Source organism: Lactobacillus sp. WILCCON 0059 (assembly GCF_057197985.1).
In genome coordinates this window covers 889,849-912,240 of the sequence record NZ_JBUBHN010000001.1, presented here as the reverse complement: position 1 = coordinate 912,240, position 22,392 = coordinate 889,849, and the positions used below count along the sequence as shown (strand labels likewise).

Genomic DNA, 22,392 nt, shown 5'->3' with positions numbered 1-22,392 from the left:
TTATGCCTTCTCAATTTCAAAAGCGATGGCCAGGCCGCCCCCGATGCAGAGGCTGGCGATAGCGCGCTGGCCGCCTCTTTGCAGCTGGCGGGCAGAAGTAGCCAGCAGCCGGGTGCCGGAAGCGCCGAGCGGGTGACCCAAAGCGATCGCCCCGCCCTGCTTGTTGACCTTGTCCAAAGGAATTTCCAAGTCGCGGGCAACAGCCAAAGTCGTAGCGGCAAAGGCTTCGTTGATTTCAAAGAAGTCGTAGTCGGCTACCTGCCGGCCAGTTTCGTTAAGCAGCTTGCGGATAGCGTAGTATGGACCGTAACCCATGAATTCCGGATCATAGCCAACTTCGGCGTAGGCGCCCAGCTTGGCTAAAGGCGTCAGCTGGTATTCAGCAACTTTTTCCGCGGTAGCCAGGATGATCATGCTGGCCCCATCGGAGATTGGGGAGGCGTTGCCAGCAGTGACCGTCCCGTCTTCTGAGAAGGCCGGCTTTAGGCCTGCCAGGGCTTCCAGGCTGGTGTCCGGGCGGACGTTTTCATCTTGCTTGAGATCTTCAATTTGAATGATTTCGTTGGCAAAAAGTCCTTCTGCTTGTGCCTTGACGGCTTTTTGGTGAGATGACAGGCTGAAGGCGTCAGCGTCTTGGCGGCTGATGTGGTCGCGCTTAGCCACGTTTTCGGCAGTGATGCCCATGGATTTGCCGGAGAAGGAGTCAACGAGACCATCGCTGAACATGATTTCCTTTGGGGCGTTGGTCATGCTTTCGCTGCCGCCGACAGCAACCAGGCCCAGGTCACCGATTAACATTTGGGCTTCAGCCAGGCGGGCAGCCTTGAGGCTGGAGCCGCAGACTTCGTTGATGGACACGGCGACAGAGTCCTGCCGCATCCCGGCGTTTAAGGCGATTTGCCGGGCCATGTTTTGGCCCAGGCCAGAGGACAGGACATTGCCCATGAAGAGGGCGTCCAGGGCTTCGGCGTCAAGCCCCGCTTCTCTCAACGCGCCACGCAGGGCGATTTGGCCCAGGTCGATGGCGGAAAAGTCAGCCAATTGCTTGTGGTAGCGGCCGAATGGAGTTCGCTTGGCCGCAACAATATAAATATCTTGCATGTATTTGTTCTCCTCAACTAAGTTTTGTTTTGGGGATGCTGAGTTTGGCTCAGCTTTTATATAACCAGTATATTTTACTATAATATCTTACTGCTTGCTTGGTGAAGCGCTTGATTTAGCGAAATATTAAAAAGCACCCCGCGAGGGAGTGCTCTTAGTGAACTCGTTTGAAAGTTACCGTGAAGTTCATCACGCCATCCGACCAGCTGGCATTGATTTTGCCGCCAAAGGCCGAAACCAGGTCCTGGGCCATGGACAAGCCAATCCCAAAACCATTTTTCTGCTTCCCATCATAATGGTGGGATTCGTCTTCCCGGTAAAATCGTTCAAAGAAGCGGTTGGTGTCGATCCCAGCCCCATTCTTATATGAATTGGTGACCGTCAAAACCGCGTTCTGATTGAGCCGGCTCTTAGCCAGAATAACCATGACCTCGCCTTTAGAATCGCAATATTTCTGGGCGTTATCGATCAAAATATTGACCAATTCCAGCAAGCTGCGCCGTTCAGCATTGACATAAAGGTCTGGATCAATGCTGATGACATATTTCTTATTGTCCTTAGCCAGAACTGATTTGAAGGAATCCGCTGATTCTTTGGTAACCTCTGAAAAGTTGACCTTTGACAAAACCAGTTCTTCTGGCTCGCTCATCCGAGTCAACGTGACCAGTTGGTTGATCAAACCTGTCATCCGCACCACCTGCTCTTTGGTGCTTTCATTCCACTCATCATCATTGCCTAGGAGTTCTTCCATTTCGGCGTTGGCACTGATCACAGCCAATGGAGTCTTCAGCTCGTGTCCGGCGTTGGTGATGAAGCGGCGCTGCTTGTCATATGCCTCTTGGATTGGCTTGATTGCCCGGTCTGCCAGAAGCGCCATGATTGTAACGAAAATTACAATTCCGCTAAAGGTAAAGATCAAGGCATATCTTACTAGCAAAAGCGCCGACTGCATCAAAGGACTCAAGTCAATAAAGCAGACATAGTACTTGTTAGCAGAAATCTTTTTGGCCAAGTAGCGGAAGCGGACACCATTAGTACGGAGCGTTCCTTTTAATTGCCCAGCTGAAAGGCGTCTGGCAATCTGCTTTTTCCTGTTTGAAACTGAGTCAATTGAGTTGCCGATGATGTGATCCGCGTCAATTACGGTCAAAGTCTGTTTTTTTGTATTAACATTGGCCGTGAAATAGCGGTACTTAAACATCCCTTCCCTATTGTACTGATCGCCCAGCTTCTTTTTGGCCTGGACCTCGTCCAGCCGGCCATTATTCTTAACAATGATCGATAAGACTTGGTCAGCTTCATTGCTGGACTCAAAAAGGCTGATGCCAATCAAGCTGGAGAAAGAGAAAAACATGACCAAAAAAAGCGATAGCGTCGCCAGCCAGATAAAGCGACGCCTGATTTTTTTAATCATGATCAGGCCCTCTCAAGGCAGAAGTCCCCGCCCTTTTCGCCGGAAATCTGGACATTGGCCCCGATTGAGGCCAGCTTGGACCGAAGGAAGGAGACGTATACCCAAACTACATCTTCGCTTTCATCTTCATTCTTCCAAACGTGGTTGAACAGCTCTTCCGTACTGATGGCCTTGCCAGGGTTGAGCAAGAAGTAGCGCATCAAGCCTGTTTCCTGCTTGGACAGGCTGATAGAGTTGTTGCTAGACAGCTCTTGGGAGTTAAGGTCAAGTTTGAGGTTGTCGTAATTCAGTTCTTGAGTGCTGTTGTAGTCCTCGCTCCGGCGCTCTTTTGACCGCAGGCGGGCCAGCAGTTCCTTTAAGGAGAATGGCTTAGTCAAGTAATCGTCAGCCCCAACATCCAAGCCAGTTACCTTGTCGTCGATTTCAGACTTGGCGGTCAGCATCATAATGTAGGTCTTGTCACCGGTTGCGCGGATTTCCTTGACCGCGTCCAGGCCATTTTTGACGGGCATCATGATGTCCATGATGATGACGTCGTAGGGATGCTTTTTGACAGCATCGACGGCTTCCTGGCCATTAAAAACTGAGTCAACGTCGTAGCCGCTTTTTTGCATGGCGACCGTCAAAACTCTGTTTAATTGTGCTTCGTCTTCAGCTAAAAGAATTTTCATAGTTACCCTTCCTTGATCAGTTGGCGGATTGTTTGCATGCTTACATCGCAAGATGCCAGTTCGTCAGCAACCCGCTTGAGTTCCTTGCTGATACGTTCAGGATTCTTGATGTCATGCTTATACTTCATCTCGTGTTCTAGACTGGCCCAAGTGTCCATGGCAATTGTCCGCAGCTGGATTTCAACGTAGTAGGTGCCAGGCTTATTGCCGTGGACGTCTTCAAAGGGAGTGACTACTTCCATGATCAGGTGGTATGACCGGTAGCCGTTTGGCTTGGCATCGGTAATGTAGTCTTTTTCCTTAATAATCTTGAAGTTGTCCTGCTTCTTCAGCAAAGCGATACAAGTGTAGATATCGTCAATAAAGTTGCAGACGATCCTGAGGCCGATCGAATCTCTATTTTCGATCAATGCAGACTTTGGCGTTAGCGGCAAACCTTTTCTCTCGCACTTTTGCGTCATGCTTTCTTCGCCTTTGACGCGGCCTTCCAGGTGCTCATATAGCTTTTGCCCGTGTTCAGCGCTATACTCCTGACCGATGCCTTGGATTTGCTGCAAAACAGAATCCAGGATCTGTGGAAGATAGTCGGCGTACTTTCCGTAAATGCTCATTTCACCACTCCTTCTCTATTACTTCTACTCTACCAAAGATCCTTGAAATTTGCTTGTGCTTTAAGGGAAACTTATGATCATCCCCGCATATGTATGGAGAATACACAGTACGAAAAACACAATAGCATAAAGAACGGATTGCCCCCACATACGTGAGGAATGCTGTTTCGACCTATGTTACTCACTAATGGCAGTGAGATTACAGCCAATTAGTAACATAGCCTCCTAGTGTGGTGTACTACGACAACCCCCAGGATCACCGCCACCTACGTGGGGAATACTGTTCATTGCTAAAAATAACTTGCTAATAATTTTCCAGACGAGCCAAATTGGAAAAAAGATAATACAAATTTCAACGAAAAAAATAAAATCGCCAATTGGCTTATCTGCAATCCAATTCGCAAAAATAATTGAGAGCACAACTATTCCAGTATAAGCAATTACGGCTGGCCCCCATTCATCCCACCATTTTTTCATATTTGGCACCTCTTTTTTAACAACATAAACTTCTCACACCAAAACGGACTATGAAGCCTTGAAAACTCAATAGTTTAGCCAGTAAATATTCAATTAAGTTACTAGTGATGACAATAATACCTCTTGCATGTACTTCGGGAGGTGGGAAATGAAAATATTGGTAAAACTTTCCATCTGCTCTTCTATTAGTTGAAATATCTCTTTCACGCTCTCGAACACAGCTTCCACCAGGATCTGAAGAGAGTGATGGAAAGTTGTGCAAATAAGAGCGATCCAGTCTTTGCGGTTGGAGCGATTTCTTACGCAGACTATTCTGGCATCAATCTGGGCACCATCTTTGGCAGGATCTCCAACCTTTATCGGGATGGACAAGCGAATTATAGCATAGCTTAGCCTCCCTCGAGTTAACAAGGGATCACCCCCACCTACGTGGGGAATACCTTTAGTACTGGTAATACTAGAGGCGGGCTGTGGGATCACCCCCACTTACGTGGGGAATACAATGGACCATTGAAAAGGCCGCACCAGCCGCAGGGATCACCCCCACTTACGTGGGGAATACTATGTAAGGAGAACAACAATGCTAGGTGCAAAAGGATCACCCCCACTTACGTGGGGAATACTTTATGTCGACCATAAACCAGCTCTGGTTGGTGGGATCACCCCCACTTACGTGGGGAATACAGCACTGAAAGCACTAAAGGACAAATTACCGTACGCAACTGGAGTGCTCTCGTTTTGGTATCCGAAACGGGAAAAAGACGAAGATTTAAACTTGAAAGATGTGCGTTATAACAGCCCACAGAAAATGAAAAGGGCCGAGTCAGAGCGAGAATCAATCAAAGCTATTGGCGGCTTAGACAAAACAGATGGTTCATGTATGTCTGCGGCACTGGCTTTCGTTATGAGACAAGCGGGGTTTGATGTGACAGACTATAGAGGGGGGCAGAGCGCAAATGCGTTTTCAGAACCAGCAATGCCAATAGCAATTGCCAAGCTAGACGGGGTAACCAGCTATATGGAAAAAAGCAAAAGTGATTATACGGCGGTTCATAGGTTGCTTAGAAATGCAAGACCGGGCAAAGAATATTTACTTGCTGCGGGTGAACATGCAGCCCTTATTAGATCTATTAACAACGAGTGGCAATTCTTAGAATTGCAGGATAAACCAAAAGGCAACGGTTGGCAAGAAATGGGGGGCATTAAAAAGGCGGGTGACGTTGATCGTAAATTGCGTACTAGATTTGGTGCTAAAAGGCGGCCGATGGAACTCACAAGCGTTTTAATTGATGTTGAAAGCTTGATGAAAAGCAAACAGTTTCAGAAAATAGCAGGCTTCTTTAACACCAAAGGTATGAAAGAACATAAGGGGGACGGTGGACATGTCAAGTAGAAAAATATTTTATAAAGAAAATGAAAATGATAAAATTTGGAGCGTGTTAACCGGCAAAAAGGGGCCAATTTTAATCAGTTTTGACAAGAAAACAATTTATAATCTATGGACCGATTATGAAAAAATGACATCGGAGCAAAAAGCAATTATCAAAGAAGAGATGCCTTTTTGGTATGACTTCTTTGAAAGAAACAAAAATTAATTATGGAGCGCTAAACAGCGCTCTTTTTCTACTCTAAGTCAAGTGTTATCAACGATTTTAGGCAATTTTATTTTGAAATAAGGGCCTAATCGGAAAATAGTTCCCGGAGAATCAAGTCAAATATCTGATTTAGGGCATGGTAAATACAGCCACCTTCTGTAATTTCGAAAAAGAGGCTGTTATAATATCTATTGGATCAATTTTTATGACAAAAGTCTTTGGTTATGTTTGGCTACGTCATAGCTATACAATTGATCATTCTTAATTAAAGCGAAGATCGTCCGTAATAATTTATGGATCGATGCGATAGCGGCCTTCTTGTGACTTGCAGTCTCAGAAGACCGTTTTCGTTTCTCGTAATAATCCGCAATATGGCAAGGATTTCCTGCTTTCTTAGCCGACTGAATTTGGTTTATGGCCAAGTACAGTACCTTTCTGCCAATAGCTGTCCCACGCTTTGAAATTGACAGGTGGGCCGTGAGCTTGCCAGATTCATAAACTTGAGGATCAACACCAACGAAGGCGTTTAATTGGCTAGGGTTGTTAAAACGTCTGATATCTCCAAGCTCACTAATGATTCTTAGAGCAGTGTTTTCGCCAATGCCTGGAATGCTTGTGAGGATCTCTAGATCCCGCTTAGGAGCCAGTTTAGCCATCTCCTGTAAAGCAGTCTGGCACTCTTCTTCAGCGCTCAGAATGTTGTTAATAGCCATTTTGAGGCCACGAATATGGGCACTGTTCTTTTTGACAGCTGGACATGCGACTTTAGCCAACCGAATAAGACTTTGCGCTATGTCGTTAGCGCGCTTTTTACCAATACCAGATAAGCCTTTTAAGAAGTCGATGATATCGGCTTCTTTTGTTTTGTTTGCAAAAGAAAGGGGTTGTTTTTTTGGGGGAAGAGGAGCTTATTACGGCACAAGCCGCAAGAGCGACGTGATTTCCGTTGAAGAGTGGCGCAAGCGCCGTGAGACTTGGCAGAATAGAGACTACATGAAACAAGCAGAGCGGCCAAAAGAGTCGCCGTTCATGCAGCAGAAAAAGTTGAAGAGCTTGCTGGAGAGCGAAAAGGACGCCAACAAGCGCAGGGCCTTAGAACAATCAGTGGCGAATTACAAAAAGTCGCTTGAAAAGCCGAAGAGCACAACGACGGAAAAGCAGTACAAGATCAGTCCTGAAATTGAAGGGCTGAGAAATCAAGCAAGCCGTGCTCATGATGAATATATCCGATTGTCCAATTTAGCTGGCTACACAACCTCATGGAGCAATGCTAAAGGGATCACCCCCACTTACGTGGGGAATACCGCTAAGCGTACCACCCGCTGGGACATTGTCAGGGATCACCCCCACTTACGTGGGGAATACTAGTCACGTCAATAGTTTTGTTTGCAAAAGAAAGGGGTTGTTTTTTTGGGGGAAGAGGAGCTTATTACGGCACAAGCCGCAAGAGCGACGTGATTTCCGTTGAAGAGTGGCGCAAGCGCCGTGAGACTTGGCAGAATAGAGACTACATGAAACAAGCAGAGCGGCCAAAAGAGTCGCCGTTCATGCAGCAGAAAAAGTTGAAGAGCTTGCTGGAGAGCGAAAAGGACGCCAACAAGCGCAGGGCCTTAGAACAATCAGTGGCGAATTACAAAAAGTCGCTTGAAAAGCCGAAGAGCACAACGACGGAAAAGCAGTACAAGATCAGTCCTGAAATTGAAGGGCTGAGAAATCAAGCAAGCCGTGCTCATGATGAATATATCCGATTGTCCAATTTAGCTGGCTACACAACCTCATGGAGCAATGCTAAAGGGATCACCCCCACTTACGTGGGGAATACCGCTAAGCGTACCACCCGCTGGGACATTGTCAGGGATCACCCCCACTTACGTGGGGAATACTAGTCACGTCAATAGTTTTGTTTGCAAAAGAAAGGGGTTGTTTTTTTGGGGGAAGAGGAGCTTATTACGGCACAAGCCGCAAGAGCGACGTGATTTCCGTTGAAGAGTGGCGCAAGCGCCGTGAGACTTGGCAGAATAGAGACTACATGAAACAAGCAGAGCGGCCAAAAGAGTCGCCGTTCATGCAGCAGAAAAAGTTGAAGAGCTTGCTGGAGAGCGAAAAGGACGCCAACAAGCGCAGGGCCTTAGAACAATCAGTGGCGAATTACAAAAAGTCGCTTGAAAAGCCGAAGAGCACAACGACGGAAAAGCAGTACAAGATCAGTCCTGAAATTGAAGGGCTGAGAAATCAAGCAAGCCGTGCTCATGATGAATATATCCGATTGTCCAATTTAGCTGGCTACACAACCTCATGGAGCAATGCTAAAGGGATCACCCCCACTTACGTGGGGAATACCGCTAAGCGTACCACCCGCTGGGACATTGTCAGGGATCACCCCCACTTACGTGGGGAATACTAGTCACGTCAATAGTTTTGTTTGCAAAAGAAAGGGGTTGTTTTTTTGGGGGAAGAGGAGCTTATTACGGCACAAGCCGCAAGAGCGACGTGATTTCCGTTGAAGAGTGGCGCAAGCGCCGTGAGACTTGGCAGAATAGAGACTACATGAAACAAGCAGAGCGGCCAAAAGAGTCGCCGTTCATGCAGCAGAAAAAGTTGAAGAGCTTGCTGGAGAGCGAAAAGGACGCCAACAAGCGCAGGGCCTTAGAACAATCAGTGGCGAATTACAAAAAGTCGCTTGAAAAGCCGAAGAGCACAACGACGGAAAAGCAGTACAAGATCAGTCCTGAAATTGAAGGGCTGAGAAATCAAGCAAGCCGTGCTCATGATGAATATATCCGATTGTCCAATTTAGCTGGCTACACAACCTCATGGAGCAATGCTAAAGGGATCACCCCCACTTACGTGGGGAATACCTCTGCTGTAACGTACTGATCTGCTTATTTGCGGGATCACCCCCACTTACGTGGGGAATACTAGAAGCCGCTGCTAGCGGTACAGAAAACGGCAGGATCACCCCCACTTACGTGGGGAATACTCTTGTCAAATATTTACCGCAACCAAAAGCTGAGGATCACCCCCACTTACGTGGGGAATACTTGAACCCTCTTCTTATGATCGCCTGGTTAAAGGGATCACCCCCACTTACGTGGGGAATACAGCACAAAAGCTAAAACTAGAACACGAAGCAAAGGATCACCCCCACTTACGTGGGGAATACAAAAAGCTGGTGACGAATTCGGCTGGGGATTGGGGATCACCCCCACTTACGTGGGGAATACCTTGAGTGGATTGGTAGAAAGCTGCTTAAAGAAGGATCACCCCCACTTACGTGGGGAATACAGAAGATCTGAAGAATGGCGCTGAATGACGTAGGGATCACCCCCACTTACGTGGGGAATACTTTATGCCACCTAATTCCGTACATCGAATAGTAGGATCACCCCCACTTACGTGGGGAATACTTCGACAACGAAATCCCAGGCGGCTTCGTGATGGGATCACCCCCACTTACGTGGGGAATACTAGTTGCGTTGCTTGATTGCTTAAAGCCTTGCAGGATCACCCCCACTTACGTGGGGAATACTTGACGGCTTACGGCTTGTAACGCTTTTCAGCAGGATCACCCCCACTTACGTGGGGAATACTATCCTTGACACTATAGCAGCCGGCTATAGTAGGGATCACCCCCACTTACGTGGGGAATACGGCTTAAACGACTTGAAATGTAGTTAAGAAGAGGGATCACCCCCACTTACGTGGGGAATACCGGAGAAAAGCATCAGCCTCAACCGAAAGCTCAGGATCACCCCCACTTACGTGGGGAATACAAGGCAACCCGAAAATTGACGGCTTGCGACTCGGGATCACCCCCACTTACGTGGGGAATACTGTCCAAAACGAATCCACTTTAATAAGCGTCTTGGGATCACCCCCACTTACGTGGGGAATACTAAAAAGCAAACGTAAGCAATCAAGGCTGGAAGGGATCACCCCCACTTACGTGGGGAATACAGCTTATCCATGGCCACCTGTTGGTCCCTCTGAGGATCACCCCCACTTACGTGGGGAATACCCTCACCTGTCACGTCCTTGTACTCTTCGGGGGGGATCACCCCCACTTACGTGGGGAATACCAGATCGTCTTGTCGAATCCTGCTTTGTTGTAGGGATCACCCCCACTTACGTGGGGAATACATGGTTTTTGAAAAAAGGATAAAAATGACCGTAGGATCACCCCCACTTACGTGGGGAATACGATAGCAAGCTGGCCAGCTTGTCATGCCGGATGGGATCACCCCCACTTACGTGGGGAATACCTCTGGGTCGCTTGATTAGCCCGATTAAGATCAGGATCACCCCCACTTACGTGGGGAATACTAGCCACGCTTAGCTTGTAAGACGCATAATACAGGATCACCCCCACTTACGTGGGGAATACCCATGCGTTGTTTACAGCACGGAACACGCTGCAGGATCACCCCCACTTACGTGGGGAATACATTACGGCGTTCCTAAGGAGCACCAAGCCGATGGGATCACCCCCACTTACGTGGGGAATACAGGACATTAATTTCATCGAATCCCATGAGGGAAGGATCACCCCCACTTACGTGGGGAATACTTGGCAAAGTGATAAGCATGCGTGTACATGTGAGGATCACCCCCACTTACGTGGGGAATACGGCAAGTCATCTTCGTTTTGCGGGTGCCATTGGGGATCACCCCCACTTACGTGGGGAATACCATTGACTACCTGAACGAAAAGACGGGTTCTCGGGATCACCCCCACTTACGTGGGGAATACCGATTGATTCCTGCCGTGGTGAGGACAGGTTAGGGATCACCCCCACTTACGTGGGGAATACTATTTGAAACCCATAGGCTCAAACTTGCCAATTAGGATCACCCCCACTTACGTGGGGAATACTTCCACGATGTTATTTCCGGCGCTGGCAGCATGGGATCACCCCCACTTACGTGGGGAATACTGAACCGGGTAAAATAGAAACGGTTGATGAAAAGGATCACCCCCACTTACGTGGGGAATACTTGGCGATTACCAAGCCCGGCCGGGTGATGTGAGGATCACCCCCACTTACGTGGGGAATACTAGCTGTTGTATCCGTTACATTTTTTGTATCTGGGATCACCCCCACTTACGTGGGGAATACAGTGCGAGCCCACCCGGGTGTCCGCCCGTACCAGGATCACCCCCACTTACGTGGGGAATACTTATTGAGCGCGACAGAGTTCTTGCACGGGCTGGGATCACCCCCACTTACGTGGGGAATACTTGGGCGGGGCATGTTTCAGAGTTGCCAAATCAGGATCACCCCCACTTACGTGGGGAATACGTCCTCATCGGTCTTCTTGCCCATGGCTTGAAGGGATCACCCCCACTTACGTGGGGAATACGACCGGGATCAGCGAAAGCACGCTCTACGACTAGGATCACCCCCACTTACGTGGGGAATACTCAGCAGTGGTTAGCCTGTCAGCCGTGTTTTCGGGATCACCCCCACTTACGTGGGGAATACCACTAATCAAATAAAGGAGAAAATAATGGCAGAGGATCACCCCCACTTACGTGGGGAATACGTGTAGGACTTAGCCAGCGCGTGGTGGGCTTCAGGATCACCCCCACTTACGTGGGGAATACTTCACGGGCGATGTTCCAAGCGTTTTCCATAAGGGATCACCCCCACTTACGTGGGGAATACCAAAACATACCGGCGAGGTTAAAGGGTTTGCGAGGATCACCCCCACTTACGTGGGGAATACCTCTCATCGCTGGAGTACTCTTCATCGATCTTGGGATCACCCCCACTTACGTGGGGAATACATTGTTTGGCTGCAGCGTTTGCAGAAGCTGACAGGATCACCCCCACTTACGTGGGGAATACCCTAAAAAACAATATCGAAGATGTACGGGGTTAGGATCACCCCCACTTACGTGGGGAATACAGTAGTTCCTTGACCAGGCCCATCACCTGCTCAGGATCACCCCCACTTACGTGGGGAATACTCCGGCCTTGTGATAAGCTGCTAAACTCGTTGAGGATCACCCCCACTTACGTGGGGAATACAAAAGTAGTGGCTGGAAACCACAATCGCAGAAAGGATCACCCCCACTTACGTGGGGAATACTCCGGCCGGACCCCGTTGACGTTAGACGCGTTGGGATCACCCCCACTTACGTGGGGAATACAGTCATGACCACGTAAGCCCGGCCTTTGCCGCGGGATCACCCCCACTTACGTGGGGAATACTCATATTCAGCCATGCACGTAGGATAAACCGAGGGATCACCCCCACTTACGTGGGGAATACTTTTCAGACATCATTTTCATAGTGTCTGAAACAGGATCACCCCCACTTACGTGGGGAATACCGGGCGGTGGCGGTAGTCGCATCCCACAAATTAGGATCACCCCCACTTACGTGGGGAATACTTCGTAGCCCTAACCCGTTGTGGTTAGCGTATAGGATCACCCCCACTTACGTGGGGAATACCCGCCGCGTCAACCGCGCGTACGTTGCCAAAAAGGATCACCCCCACTTACGTGGGGAATACCTCAAAATACTAATCCATAAACGGACTCATAAGGGATCACCCCCACTTACGTGGGGAATACGAAAGCGGTGATTTGCTTATAAGTGATAGAGAAGGATCACCCCCACTTACGTGGGGAATACGTTACTTTGCTCAAAAAGCAGCGCGCAATTCCGGGATCACCCCCACTTACGTGGGGAATACTCAGAAAGGCTGATGCCTGAGCCAGAAATGCTGGGATCACCCCCACTTACGTGGGGAATACGGAAGAGCTACATGAGCAAGTACGCGGCTTCTAGGATCACCCCCACTTACGTGGGGAATACAGTTTGCGTGAAAGCAGCGTTTTTACGGTCAAAGGATCACCCCCACTTACGTGGGGAATACCATCATTGAAAGTATCTTTCCACGCTTTCACAGGGATCACCCCCACTTACGTGGGGAATACAGTAATGGATCCCTTTAACGACGCCATTCTCAAATCACCAAATTGCGATTTTTGATTAGTTTCATCGCCAGCTCCTTTGTAGCCCTTGCATCAGACACAGCGTTATGCGGCACCTTGTTTTCGATCCCATAGTTTGATAATACAGTCTGCAGCTTATAGTTGTCCAGGAATTTTTCTTTTCTTTTTACAACTGGTAGCAAATCTTTAATCTCATTTTTCAATTCTTGCATCCCGCATTTCCGGTAATCCCTATTCAAAAATGCAGAATCAAATCTAAAATTATACCCAACGATTGGCATGTCCCCAACAAAGTCAGTCAGTTCTCCCAACGCATCTTGCAACGAAATGCCTTCCTTATTTAACATCTCGGAAGTTATCCCTGTCAGCTCCACTATTTCTTTTGGCACATCAATATCTTGCTTGATCAGTCGGTAGAATTCCGTGCCATCCTGTTTCACCGCTCCAATTGACAAAATCTGATCACTTTCCGCATTTAGTCCTGTCGTTTCAATATCAACCGCAACGAACGCTGTTTGCTTTGCAGCAGCTGCAGAAGCTCTCATTCTCTCAGCTTTATGCGCCTTATGGAACTTAGCCGCATTGCTAAAGCCGTGTTCTACAGTTTCCTGGTTAACAACATGCTTGACAAAAAGCATCCCGTCCAAGTCAACTACCTGCCTGGATTTGCGGGTCGTTTTAAAAGCATACCCCTGCTCATTATTGGTGTTATATACGAGCGTTGCTTCACCATTGCCGATGTTAGTTTGCACTCTCTCCCACAATTTGTCTCTAACTCTGGCACTGACATCGCCAACATAGACCCCGGTTTGAATTTCCTGGCACCATCTGGTCAAATCCCCCCTAAGAGCGGGAGGCGTTTTAGTTAAGGTTATGACTATCATTCTTCATCACTCTGCTGTTCATGGTACTGCACGCCAAATTTTTGCAGCCCTAGTTTATCATCCCAAAGATTCATGACGTCTATATCTTGATCTTGGTCAGCATCCCCCAACAGTAAGTGTTTCAGATCCACAACCATCTGCTTGATCAGCTTGGTCTCACGAAACTTGTCCCGCATTGCATGCCTGGTCCGGCTAGCTATATCATCATCTCCGTACTTCGCTACCGTTTCAAAAGCAATCGGAATAGAAACATCAGCTTTGTACAAATCCGCAAAGTCATAGACAAAAGCTAAATCGTGCCCTGTATGAATAAAACCCAATCCTGGAGAGGCACCCAATGCAACGATTACACTGTAGCTCAAGCCATACAAAGCTTGATGGGCGGCAGTCAATGCTTTGTTAATCGGTGTTCCCGATTCAAAATCATCTACTTTATATTCTCTCTTCGACCACTTTACCCCAGTCTTCTTAGATTGCTCACGATAAACGCGGCGAATCCTTGCACCTTCTTTCCCACGCATCTCTTCCATTGTCAATTTAGTGACATCTTCATCAGGAAAGCGCAGTTGGTACATTTTTCTTGCTACAGCAACCCGCGAACGTACATTGGACACCAGTTTGGCTTGTGCTTCCAAGAGCCTTGATGACCGGTTAAGTGCCCGGCCATGAGCATATTGCCTTACTCCCTGCTCACCAACCCAGACCACTGCCATGCCGGAATCTCCCATCAGTTCCATTGCCCGGTGTGTCACATCAACACCAGGTCCTAGCAACAAGACACTGATGATAGCCGCTGGAACGTAAACAATGCCTTCTTCATCTCTCACTTCTACAGCACCATCTTTGCGGTAAAGCTTGGCGTGTTCAATATAGAGAAATGTAATTCTGTCCTCAGTCCGGCCTAATTCTGTCAAATCAGGCTTCTTGTAGCTTGCTTCTACTTTCATTTTTAGTCAACCGGAATGACAGTCATCAATCCCATGCCAAAAGCCTTTTCCCGGCCAACGCCAGAAGTCAGCATTGCTTTGAATTGATCTAAGTCACTAACTTTTAACCGGCCTTCAAAAACAGTTCTGTTCAATGATACATGGGTCTTTTTGCGCAAAAGTGGCCGGTCATGCCCTACTACATCAGCTGCTACAAGCTCAAAACCGTTTTTCTCTGCCTTGCCTTGCAGCCACTTCAGCTGTTCATCAACAGCAAAGCAGGGAATCAAGCTTCCAGGATGGGAACTGTTCTTGCCGCCGCGGCGGACAGGATTTGCTGTCAATTTGAACTGCAACAGCTGCCCCTCACTCAATCTGCTCAAAAACGGTTCATAGTCTTTGCTGATGGCCGTGCCTGGCTTGCCATATCTTTCAAACTCATGCAAGTCTGGCTTTTCCGGACTCAACATAAGCAGGTAATTTCTGCCATTTAACGAATCAAGCCGCCACAAGTGCCGCAGCCGCTCGCCTTCGTTAATTTCTGCTGGAAAAGACCGCTCAACCCAGTTATGGTAAGCTCCGAGATGGGACAAGTCTTTGATTTTCTGCCGATTGTTAGTATCGATCTCAACTCTTGATAAATACATCCCGTTCCTCCTTTACAGGTAATCCATAATGTCTTGAGATTTCTGCTCGTAAAACGGATTTTTTAAACGGATTCTTTCCTTAGCCGTCAAACGGAAACCAAAGTGGCGGTCTTGCGGGTCAAAGCTCTCCACCCGGTCTTTTACGGTTTGCGTATAAGTAGCATCTGGCAATAAATTCGCGTCAGCAATAATTTCAGCCGTAAACTCCTGCTTCCTCTTTTGCTTCTTTTGATACCACTTTTCTGCCTGCCAATGCATATTTTCCAGCACTTTAACCGGATCCGTATCCGCAAAACTTTCAATCCGTAAAACGCCGGCCGGCGGACAAGCACGGCGGCCAAGATAAAGTTGGAAGCGAGGGTGCTTCAAGGCATACTCGATTTTTCCAATCAGTTCTTCATCTTCACTGCCGACCGCTGCCACGTAAACTGCGTCTTGATAATGGTCACGGTAAGTCAACTTGCGAGTTCCCGGCTTCCATTCAACAGTCTGGAATTCAGTCATTGCCTTGCCAATCTGGTCAACTCTAACCGCGTATGCCAAGTCATTCAGAGACTTGATCCGTGCATCTTCACGCCGCATCCCTAAAGCAGCAGCAATCATCCCAACTATCGCGCTTTTTGATGGTGCAGGCCAGCTGGTCCGCCGCTCAAAGCTCGCTTCATTCCCATAAGCCTGCAGTGGTGCCGTCAGCTTAATTGTTAAAGTCTTCATTTTCAACCGCCTTCTTCAAGACGTTCTGCAGCTTATCCAGCAAATCTTGCAGGTTTTCGGCTTGTTCTCCGACAGTCGTTTCGTACTTGCCAACAGCTACTGTTGCCAGCGGTTGGTCAACAAACTGCAGTGCGTCTTCGTATTCATTCTCCAGCTTCTTGACAGAATTTTCCACGTAGCCTTCGCCTGCCTTGGCAACTACTGGACTTTCAAAAGCAGAAACTAAGTTAACTGGAGTGTCGTCACGCACAGTTACCATCAGATAGTTTGGCAAAGTCTTGTTAGCAAAGGAATTTTGCTTGCCAGTTGGCATGGACAGGGCAAAGTCCTTAACAAAGGTCAAAGCACCTTCGATTGCGTCTTCATCACCCAAGTTGTAACTCAGCTCAGCCATATTGATGTTGGCATAACGGTACAGAGTTGCTGAGTCATATTGGGTGGTCTGAATCAAAGCAGCGCCGCTCTTTTCCTTTTCTTGCAGGTCATCCAAAGCAGTGAAGTAGTCATACTCTGGAATGATTTCATGGGTGGAGATTGCGTGGGCTACTTGTGCAGACGCGTCAACATTAAGTTCCGGGTTGTCGGCAACCATCCGGCCAAACAAGGCAAGATCAAGTGAATTGCCTTCCATCAAGATCTTCTTAACTTCTTTCTTGTCAAGCGCTTCATTTTCCAAAACATAGCTGGCGAGCTTGGCAACTTGACCCGGGCTAACCATCAGCAAAGCACCAGTTTCATTGTCCTTGTTTGTCTTGATTCCGCCTTCCTTTAAAGCATCAATTGCCTTGCTCATAGCAGCATCTTCATCGAGACTTGAATCAAGATCTTGCAGCTTAGCAGCCAGCATTTGCGGTACCCGCTTGGTCCGGGTGCCGATGCTTGCCCCATCTTTAGCAAAAGCCTTTCTTACTGCCCGCTTCCAGGACTGGGATGACACCCGGGCCCGGGTAACACCGCCGTAAAAGGCAGTCTTTGGAGCACCAGTGTCGTCACGGTTGAGGTTTGAGGATGGAACGGTTTGCAAAACATTGATGTCGACGTATAAATTCTTAGTCATGATTTTTTCTCCTTAAAATTATTGCTGATTAGTGTCTACCTTTTTGAATGCACGATAGTACTGCTCACCCCAACGCAGGCGGACTTCGTTCGCCTGGCGGTAACCAAACTGGAACTTGTACAAGTCACCAGCTAAGCGGGCATAGTCAATCTGAATGCCGGCTTTTTTACTCTTGATGATTTGCATTAAGTGAACCAACTGATCAATTACTGCATTGTAATTATTCGTACCCAGCAAGGCCTGCACCCGCCGGTCCAGAGCCTCATGAGAATCAGTCCCCTGCTTGAGCCAATTCAAGGCTTCAAACAATTCACGACCTTTTTTCTCCTCATCCTTTTGGTTAGAATAGTCTCTCCGGCTAAAAACGCAAGAGTCTGAAGCTTGCTGATGCAGGGCATACATTCTTACTGCCGCGAAAATCGCTGCTTCCTCTCTAGTCGCTTTGCCATTTTTGCTTAACCATTGCTCATCAAGATTGCTTAAAAAGACTGGCCAGACTTTTTGGGCCCGATAGCCGTCAATTGTTGCAGCTGACCGCAAAGCTGACAATGACGCCTTGTCAGTATCGCCATTATTGTACAGCTGGCGGATGATCCGTTCGGTAGCCTTCTCAATTTCAAATGCCATCACGATCACCTTTCCTTTCTATTTTTTGTTTAATACCTTGTTGATGCCTGCCTTATACTTATTAGCCGCGATAAAGATATTGCTGTCAGTACCCTTGGTTCCGCTTTGATTCTTATCAGCCTTAATCCCGGAAATATCACGCGGCGCAATAATTTCCAAGAAGTCATCCAAAGTTCTCAAAGCAATTTGTTTCAACTGCTTCTTCCAAAGTTTCTGCTGTTCATCACGGTTATCCCCACCAGACAAGTTGGACAGCCAATTTTCAAAAGGCTCGTTCAAGTTGTCGTAGAACGTTTGACTCTTTCTGCCAGCAAAATCAGCAGCGCCTTGTGAGCCAAAGCGAATTCTGCCGACTTCCATCAAGAAGCCGTAATACTTCCGGCCAACTTCCTGGTTTAAGTCAACCATTTCTTCGATTCTCTCAGGCCAAGCATCTTTACGGTCCTCAGCTTCATCGAACAAAACATCAGCTTCAATCCGCAAATTGTCATCGAATTCAGCTGCCGGCATCAGCGAAGTCGCCCCACCATTACTGATAATTCCAGAAGTATGCAGGTTGATCATTTGCCGATTCAAGAGTTCATTCTTAGTTTTCAAGTAATTCAGCCAAGCAACAGTCAGTGGCTCTTTAGATTCGGTATGGCCTTCGATATCAACATACTGGCCGAAATTCCGCCACATGGCAATACCGATACTGCTTAACTGCCTGGTTGCTGGATAATAGTTTTCATCTTTCTTATTCATTCGCCAGGTACTCATCGGCTCAATATCGTACACATTGGCGCTATCAAAAGCAGGCAAGCCAGCGCTGAAAATTGTTGGTGTACCATCTTGCCATTCGATATGCAATAATCTTGACCAAACAGTATAAGTTTCAGCAAAGTTGTCCGGCTTAACTTGCGACAAACGTCTCTTGACATACTCGCCCAAATCTTCTTCCCAAACAGGCCGTTGTTGAGTGTAGGCTGGCTTGTTTGGGTTAAAAAGCAGCAGATTCAACATCAAAGTCTCAAACAAATTCTTCCCTTGAGCATAAACTGGATTAAGAGTATACAGCCAGCCCCGGGAATTTGACATTTTTTCCTTAGCCTTGACTTTAGTCTTGTCAGTCACACCAGTAAAGTTCTGATAAGTAATTACCCAGCGAACCAGTTCATCCAAAGTGAGCTTATTCTTCCGATTTGCGCTTTTTGGTGCAAAAATCGCCACTGAATTACCACTCTGAGAAACCAAGCGGTTGATCTGCATTAAATCAACCGTCCCAGATCCTTTTGCAATTTTTTTATTATCTGGAACGAAACTGTCATATTGTTCAGCAGTTACTTGGTAGAATGGCCGGTCACCAAAAAAGTCGAAGAGACTTTGGTTCTTGTCTAAATAATCAAACACAGCTTCAGAAAAATTGCCTTCCTTATAAAGACTATTCCATGTCTTCGTAAGAAACTGCAATAAAGTTGAGCCTTCGATTTCATCATCATAGGACTGAACGTGCATTTGATCGTCAAGCGTAACCCAGTCATACTCTTCATCATTTTGATCAACTCTGGTATAAACAGTCATCAAAATTGCTTCCAACAAGCGCAAAACTGCTAAATCCTGTGCATGCATTTCACCAGCTAATTGCCGGTAATCACTTGCATTTTGCAAAAGCCCTTTGATGGAAACCATATGCTCAGAGTTAGTCTTGCCGTCCAACACCTTAATCCAAGGCTCAGTTATTAAGTTATAGCTTTCCATGGTTAATTACCAACCTCCTTTTCGTAACTCAAGCCAGTATCAGCCGAATACCTTAATTTATAACCGTTAAAGCTTCCCTTTGCATGCTCATCAAGTACAACTGCCAAGGACCCCTTCAGCCATGGACTGCCCTGCCAATCTGGAAATGCCCGGGCAGTATTTTCTTCCAAAATATTGATCGCCTGGTCAATATTCGGAGTTACCGCATTAGGCAAGCGAATCAATTCTTTAGCTAAATCCTTATCCATCGTTTCAGAAACCTTATCACCATTCATTAAGTAATATTCGCCCGAAATTTCTTTAAGTAAAATAATTTCAATACTTTCTCGTATATCACGAACTGCGGCAGAAGCTTGGTTATCATCAAGATTTCCTTTATCACGGTCCAACCAGCGATGAATAGTTAGCTCTTCAACCCACATATCATCGTAAAGATCATTCTTAGCTGTGGGATAAACTGGATCATTGATCTGGAAGCTTTCTGCCTTGCTCTTCTCGCGATTACGATCCACATTTAATTTATCACGAGCCTCATCTAACTCTTCAACTTGGTCGTCAGTATCTTCATCGTAAACCAATTGAACTAAGCGAGAAATATCGTTGGGAAGCTGAATACTTTGCGGCAAAAAGTGTTCGGTCTTTTGCAGATAATACTTCTCATAAACAGCTTCATTTGCTGGTCCATAATCATCCGCATACGGCTTCATGACATACAACTGCCGTTTTTCCAATCCTTTAGGACGGGAAATGGGATGCCGGTGTAGCCGGCCGGCTCTCTGTAAGAGCAGATCAATCGGCGCAATATCGGTAAACATGACATCAAAGTCAATATCCAATGATTGCTCAAGGACTTGAGTACCAATTACGATTAGTTTATCTGGCCGTTTTCCTCTCTTACCGATCAAGCTCTGCAGTTCTTTTTCCAACCTGGACCGGTCAGTTGCCAGAAAAGCCGAATGCAGAACCAAGCACTGGCAATCTTGCCCAACTAATCTGGCAAATTCTTGTGCTCTTTTTACCGTGTTAACGATAATTCCGGCTATACCACCATCTTTAATTTTATCGTTAACCTTTGCTAAGACTTCCGTTGGCTCATCATTAATGTAACTGACCTGCATTTCTCTAGGCTTTGTTTTTGCACCGAAGTCACTGTACTGCCGCAGCTCTTTTCCATCAAGAATGCTCAAGAGCGGATATGCACGATTGCTCTCCCAGCCTTCCTGTGCTTGAAGGGCTTTTTTTACCCGGCGATACTTTCCTTTAGTGTAAGACTTGATCAATTCATTTCGCTTTTCTTTCGGTAAAGTAGCCGACAGAATAACCACTGGAACATGATATGCGCCTAACCACTTCAACGCCTTTGACAAATAACTTTGCATATACATATCGTAGGCATGCACTTCATCAATGATAACAACCTTGTTACTAAAGCCGAGGTGCCGTAAGAAAAGGTGTTTCTGTTTAAGCCCCATTAAAAGCAAGTTGTCGATCGTCCCAACCGCAAAATCCGCTAAGATTGACTTTTTACCTGAAAACCAGGAGTTTACAGTGACAGTTCCTGCATCCAATTCTTCAGCTTCAATGTCTTCTGCTCGCGGCAGGTCAGTATAGCGGGAATTCCATTCTGCTTTGCCATGGAGAAGCTTGATATCTGGATTGATGCCCTCAATGTCAGCGATTTTCGTCAGCCAGGAGTTAACCCGGTCAAACATTGCATTAGTAGTTGCTTGAGTCGGCAAGCCAATATACACACCCGTTCTGCCAGTTGCAAAAGCTAATTGCTCTGCGGCTGTGAGTGCGATCTCCGTCTTGCCGATCCCCATCTCTGCTTCGATGATTACCAGACCTGGGTCAACTGCTTCCTTAACATGCTCTTCCATAGCTGCTTGTATTTGCCGCGGCTTAAAAGAAAAATGTTGCTCATAATAATCATCAACATTTGCTACTTCTTCTGGAATCCACGCGTCATTGATTGCCCAAGTAGAAATGGCATTTTGGTAGCGGGCCTTCATATCCAAATCGTTAAAGCCTTGGTCTAATCCAATCAAGTTAAACATCGGCTTATTAGGGTCATTGTTCAAGCAAGTACTAGATGCCAACCAGTCAGCCATGATCAGTAATCCTTCCAAGATAACTGCTTCCGGCTGGTTAACCGGTGGCACTTCATTGATATTCTCATATCCAGCTTGTTCCAACCCATAAGCAATCAGCTCTTCTTGAACTTCCTTCCAAGGCCGCTGAATTTCCTCATCGATATCAGCTTGATAGTAATTTGATGTAAACACATCTATTTGTTTCTCTTGATCACCGTTTTGCGGTTTGCCGTGGTGTCCGCCAACAATTGCAGCTATAGTTTCATTTAATCCTGCTCTTTCCAGAATCGCTTCACCAGCACGTGCATGCGGTGATTTGCTCCGGCTTGGCAAATTCAAGTCATTTAATCCTTTAAAGGAATGACTTACCAATCGGTGAATCAATTCTTCATCTAACTGATGATCATGGTTATATGATTCTTTGGTTTGAAAAGCTGGGGTTGCCTTGCCAAGGTCGTGAATATAGCAAAGAAATGACTCTAACTTTGACATTTCAGCATCGCAGATCCGAGTAGTTAGCATGCTTCTTTGGCCTTCACTTAGCCAGGAATTATAGAGCCAATGTCCAACATTCATGGTATCCACCAGGTGTGCCACTAATGGCAGCCAGCGCTCATCACCATCTTGATTTGATTTCTTTCCCCATAAAGAAAGAGCTTCTTCACTTAGTTTCATTGCAATTCCTTCAACATGTAAAAACTTTCATTCACAATTCAAATTGTACTAACTAATTCTAGCATATAACCGCTTTCATAGTTGAGGACATTTTGCCCACTTTTCTAGTAAAATTTGCCATAATTTATGAATTGAAGTCTTCTACATGTCAGCCGCCATTATATAACTTCTTGCTTTGAAGCTCTGACCTTATCTTAC

Annotated in this window: 18 protein-coding genes, 2 pseudogenes and 2 CRISPR repeat arrays; of the genes and pseudogenes, 5 read left to right on the top strand and 15 right to left on the bottom strand. The window is 46.7% G+C overall.

The features are described 5' to 3' along the window. From ACYVUT_RS04420 to ACYVUT_RS04395, 6 genes and pseudogenes are all read right to left on the bottom strand, one after another. Positions 1–1,101 carry a thiolase family protein gene (locus tag ACYVUT_RS04420; RefSeq protein WP_484501516.1) on the bottom strand — a complete coding sequence of 367 codons (1,101 nt, stop codon included), beginning with the start codon at positions 1,099–1,101 and terminating at the stop codon, positions 1–3. A 154-nt stretch (positions 1,102–1,255) separates the two neighbouring features. Next, positions 1,256–2,515 carry a sensor histidine kinase gene (locus ACYVUT_RS04415; RefSeq protein ID WP_484501515.1) on the bottom strand — a complete coding sequence of 420 codons (1,260 nt, stop codon included), beginning with the start codon at positions 2,513–2,515 and terminating at the stop codon, positions 1,256–1,258. 2 nt (positions 2,516–2,517) lie between these two features. Next, positions 2,518–3,186 (bottom strand): response regulator transcription factor, encoded by a 669-nt coding sequence (locus ACYVUT_RS04410; RefSeq protein WP_484499202.1) that lies wholly within the window; start codon positions 3,184–3,186, stop codon positions 2,518–2,520. Positions 3,187–3,188: 2 nt separating this feature from the next. Continuing rightward, on the bottom strand, positions 3,189–3,797 hold the full coding sequence (locus tag ACYVUT_RS04405; RefSeq protein ID WP_484501514.1) for a GTP pyrophosphokinase: 609 nt from the start codon (positions 3,795–3,797) through the stop codon (positions 3,189–3,191). A gap of 225 nt (positions 3,798–4,022) precedes the next feature. Further along, positions 4,023–4,274: a hypothetical protein gene (locus tag ACYVUT_RS04400; protein ID WP_484501513.1), complete on the bottom strand. Its 252-nt coding sequence runs from the start codon at positions 4,272–4,274 to the stop codon at positions 4,023–4,025. A 93-nt stretch (positions 4,275–4,367) separates the two neighbouring features. Then, positions 4,368–4,676 (bottom strand): annotated as a pseudogene (locus ACYVUT_RS04395) (IS4 family transposase); the annotation flags it as partial. Between the two features lie 10 nt (positions 4,677–4,686). After that, positions 4,687–4,958: a CRISPR direct-repeat array (repeat unit 28 nt; unit sequence GGATCACCCCCACTTACGTGGGGAATAC). Positions 4,959–5,049: 91 nt separating this feature from the next. Here ACYVUT_RS04395 and ACYVUT_RS04390 point away from each other — a divergent pair. Both ACYVUT_RS04390 and ACYVUT_RS04385 read left to right on the top strand, forming a co-directional pair. Beyond that, complete coding sequence (locus tag ACYVUT_RS04390; RefSeq protein ID WP_484501512.1) at positions 5,050–5,667, top strand: hypothetical protein; 618 nt, start codon at positions 5,050–5,052, stop codon at positions 5,665–5,667. Further along, a complete protein-coding gene (locus ACYVUT_RS04385) occupies positions 5,657–5,869 on the top strand; it encodes a DUF7675 family protein (protein ID WP_484501511.1) in 213 nt (70 codons plus the stop codon). Before ACYVUT_RS04390 ends, ACYVUT_RS04385 begins: the two co-directional genes overlap by 11 nt. Positions 5,870–6,072: 203 nt before the next feature. Here ACYVUT_RS04385 and ACYVUT_RS04380 read toward each other — a convergent pair. Then, a pseudogene (locus ACYVUT_RS04380) lies at positions 6,073–6,735 on the bottom strand (transposase); the annotation flags it as partial. Positions 6,736–6,862: 127 nt separating this feature from the next. Here ACYVUT_RS04380 and ACYVUT_RS04375 point away from each other — a divergent pair. From ACYVUT_RS04375 to ACYVUT_RS04365, 3 genes are all read left to right on the top strand, one after another. After that, complete coding sequence (locus ACYVUT_RS04375; RefSeq protein ID WP_484501510.1) at positions 6,863–7,237, top strand: hypothetical protein; 375 nt, start codon at positions 6,863–6,865, stop codon at positions 7,235–7,237. A gap of 143 nt (positions 7,238–7,380) precedes the next feature. After that, positions 7,381–7,755 (top strand): hypothetical protein, encoded by a 375-nt coding sequence (locus ACYVUT_RS04370; RefSeq protein ID WP_484501510.1) that lies wholly within the window; start codon positions 7,381–7,383, stop codon positions 7,753–7,755. Between the two features lie 143 nt (positions 7,756–7,898). Then, the gene (locus tag ACYVUT_RS04365) at positions 7,899–8,273 is read left to right on the top strand and encodes a hypothetical protein (protein WP_484501510.1); all 375 of its coding nucleotides are present in this window, start codon (positions 7,899–7,901) and stop codon (positions 8,271–8,273) included. Positions 8,274–8,698: 425 nt separating this feature from the next. Beyond that, a CRISPR array of direct repeats spans positions 8,699–12,816; the repeat unit is 28 nt; unit sequence GGATCACCCCCACTTACGTGGGGAATAC. 29 nt (positions 12,817–12,845) lie between these two features. Here ACYVUT_RS04365 and cas2e read toward each other — a convergent pair. Genes cas2e through cas3 form a run of 8 tightly spaced genes read right to left on the bottom strand, consistent with a single transcriptional unit; the run spans position 12,846 to position 22,194 of the window. Next, on the bottom strand, positions 12,846–13,718 hold the full coding sequence (gene cas2e / locus ACYVUT_RS04360) for a type I-E CRISPR-associated endoribonuclease Cas2e (protein WP_484501509.1): 873 nt from the start codon (positions 13,716–13,718) through the stop codon (positions 12,846–12,848). Next, entirely contained in the window at positions 13,715–14,665 is a 951-nt protein-coding gene (cas1e, locus tag ACYVUT_RS04355; protein WP_484501508.1) for a type I-E CRISPR-associated endonuclease Cas1e, read from the bottom strand. Before cas1e ends, cas2e begins: the two co-directional genes overlap by 4 nt. Positions 14,666–14,667: 2 nt before the next feature. Beyond that, a complete protein-coding gene (gene cas6e / locus ACYVUT_RS04350; RefSeq protein ID WP_484501507.1) occupies positions 14,668–15,291 on the bottom strand; it encodes a type I-E CRISPR-associated protein Cas6/Cse3/CasE in 624 nt (207 codons plus the stop codon). A gap of 12 nt (positions 15,292–15,303) precedes the next feature. Continuing rightward, complete coding sequence (gene cas5e / locus ACYVUT_RS04345) at positions 15,304–16,005, bottom strand: type I-E CRISPR-associated protein Cas5/CasD (protein ID WP_484501506.1); 702 nt, start codon at positions 16,003–16,005, stop codon at positions 15,304–15,306. Then, positions 15,986–17,062, bottom strand: coding sequence for a type I-E CRISPR-associated protein Cas7/Cse4/CasC (gene cas7e, locus ACYVUT_RS04340; protein WP_484501505.1), 1,077 nt, complete (start codon positions 17,060–17,062; stop codon positions 15,986–15,988). The genes cas5e and cas7e overlap by 20 nt, the downstream gene beginning before the upstream one ends. Before the next feature lie 18 nt (positions 17,063–17,080). Beyond that, a complete protein-coding gene (gene casB / locus ACYVUT_RS04335; RefSeq protein WP_484501504.1) occupies positions 17,081–17,689 on the bottom strand; it encodes a type I-E CRISPR-associated protein Cse2/CasB in 609 nt (202 codons plus the stop codon). A gap of 18 nt (positions 17,690–17,707) precedes the next feature. After that, positions 17,708–19,426, bottom strand: a complete 1,719-nt coding sequence (locus tag ACYVUT_RS04330; RefSeq protein ID WP_484501503.1) for a type I-E CRISPR-associated protein Cse1/CasA — start codon at positions 19,424–19,426, stop codon at positions 17,708–17,710. A 2-nt stretch (positions 19,427–19,428) separates the two neighbouring features. Beyond that, a complete protein-coding gene (gene cas3, locus ACYVUT_RS04325) occupies positions 19,429–22,194 on the bottom strand; it encodes a CRISPR-associated helicase Cas3' (protein ID WP_484501502.1) in 2,766 nt (921 codons plus the stop codon). Positions 22,195–22,392: the final 198 nt, after the last annotated feature.

Coding starts and splice junctions, on each gene's coding strand:
- cas5e (WP_484501506.1), bottom strand. CDS start 16,005: ATGAAGACTTTAACAATTAAGCTGACGGCACCACTGCAGGCTTATGGG.
- ACYVUT_RS04405 (WP_484501514.1), bottom strand. CDS start 3,797: ATGAGCATTTACGGAAAGTACGCCGACTATCTTCCACAGATCCTGGAT.
- cas3 (WP_484501502.1), bottom strand. CDS start 22,194: ATGAAACTAAGTGAAGAAGCTCTTTCTTTATGGGGAAAGAAATCAAAT.
- ACYVUT_RS04330 (WP_484501503.1), bottom strand. CDS start 19,426: ATGGAAAGCTATAACTTAATAACTGAGCCTTGGATTAAGGTGTTGGAC.
- ACYVUT_RS04365 (WP_484501510.1), top strand. CDS start 7,899: ATGAAACAAGCAGAGCGGCCAAAAGAGTCGCCGTTCATGCAGCAGAAA.
- casB (WP_484501504.1), bottom strand. CDS start 17,689: ATGGCATTTGAAATTGAGAAGGCTACCGAACGGATCATCCGCCAGCTG.
- cas6e (WP_484501507.1), bottom strand. CDS start 15,291: ATGTATTTATCAAGAGTTGAGATCGATACTAACAATCGGCAGAAAATC.
- ACYVUT_RS04370 (WP_484501510.1), top strand. CDS start 7,381: ATGAAACAAGCAGAGCGGCCAAAAGAGTCGCCGTTCATGCAGCAGAAA.
- ACYVUT_RS04375 (WP_484501510.1), top strand. CDS start 6,863: ATGAAACAAGCAGAGCGGCCAAAAGAGTCGCCGTTCATGCAGCAGAAA.
- ACYVUT_RS04400 (WP_484501513.1), bottom strand. CDS start 4,274: ATGAAAAAATGGTGGGATGAATGGGGGCCAGCCGTAATTGCTTATACT.
- cas2e (WP_484501509.1), bottom strand. CDS start 13,718: ATGATAGTCATAACCTTAACTAAAACGCCTCCCGCTCTTAGGGGGGAT.
- ACYVUT_RS04410 (WP_484499202.1), bottom strand. CDS start 3,186: ATGAAAATTCTTTTAGCTGAAGACGAAGCACAATTAAACAGAGTTTTG.
- cas7e (WP_484501505.1), bottom strand. CDS start 17,062: ATGACTAAGAATTTATACGTCGACATCAATGTTTTGCAAACCGTTCCA.
- ACYVUT_RS04420 (WP_484501516.1), bottom strand. CDS start 1,101: ATGCAAGATATTTATATTGTTGCGGCCAAGCGAACTCCATTCGGCCGC.
- ACYVUT_RS04415 (WP_484501515.1), bottom strand. CDS start 2,515: ATGATTAAAAAAATCAGGCGTCGCTTTATCTGGCTGGCGACGCTATCG.
- ACYVUT_RS04385 (WP_484501511.1), top strand. CDS start 5,657: ATGTCAAGTAGAAAAATATTTTATAAAGAAAATGAAAATGATAAAATT.
- cas1e (WP_484501508.1), bottom strand. CDS start 14,665: ATGAAAGTAGAAGCAAGCTACAAGAAGCCTGATTTGACAGAATTAGGC.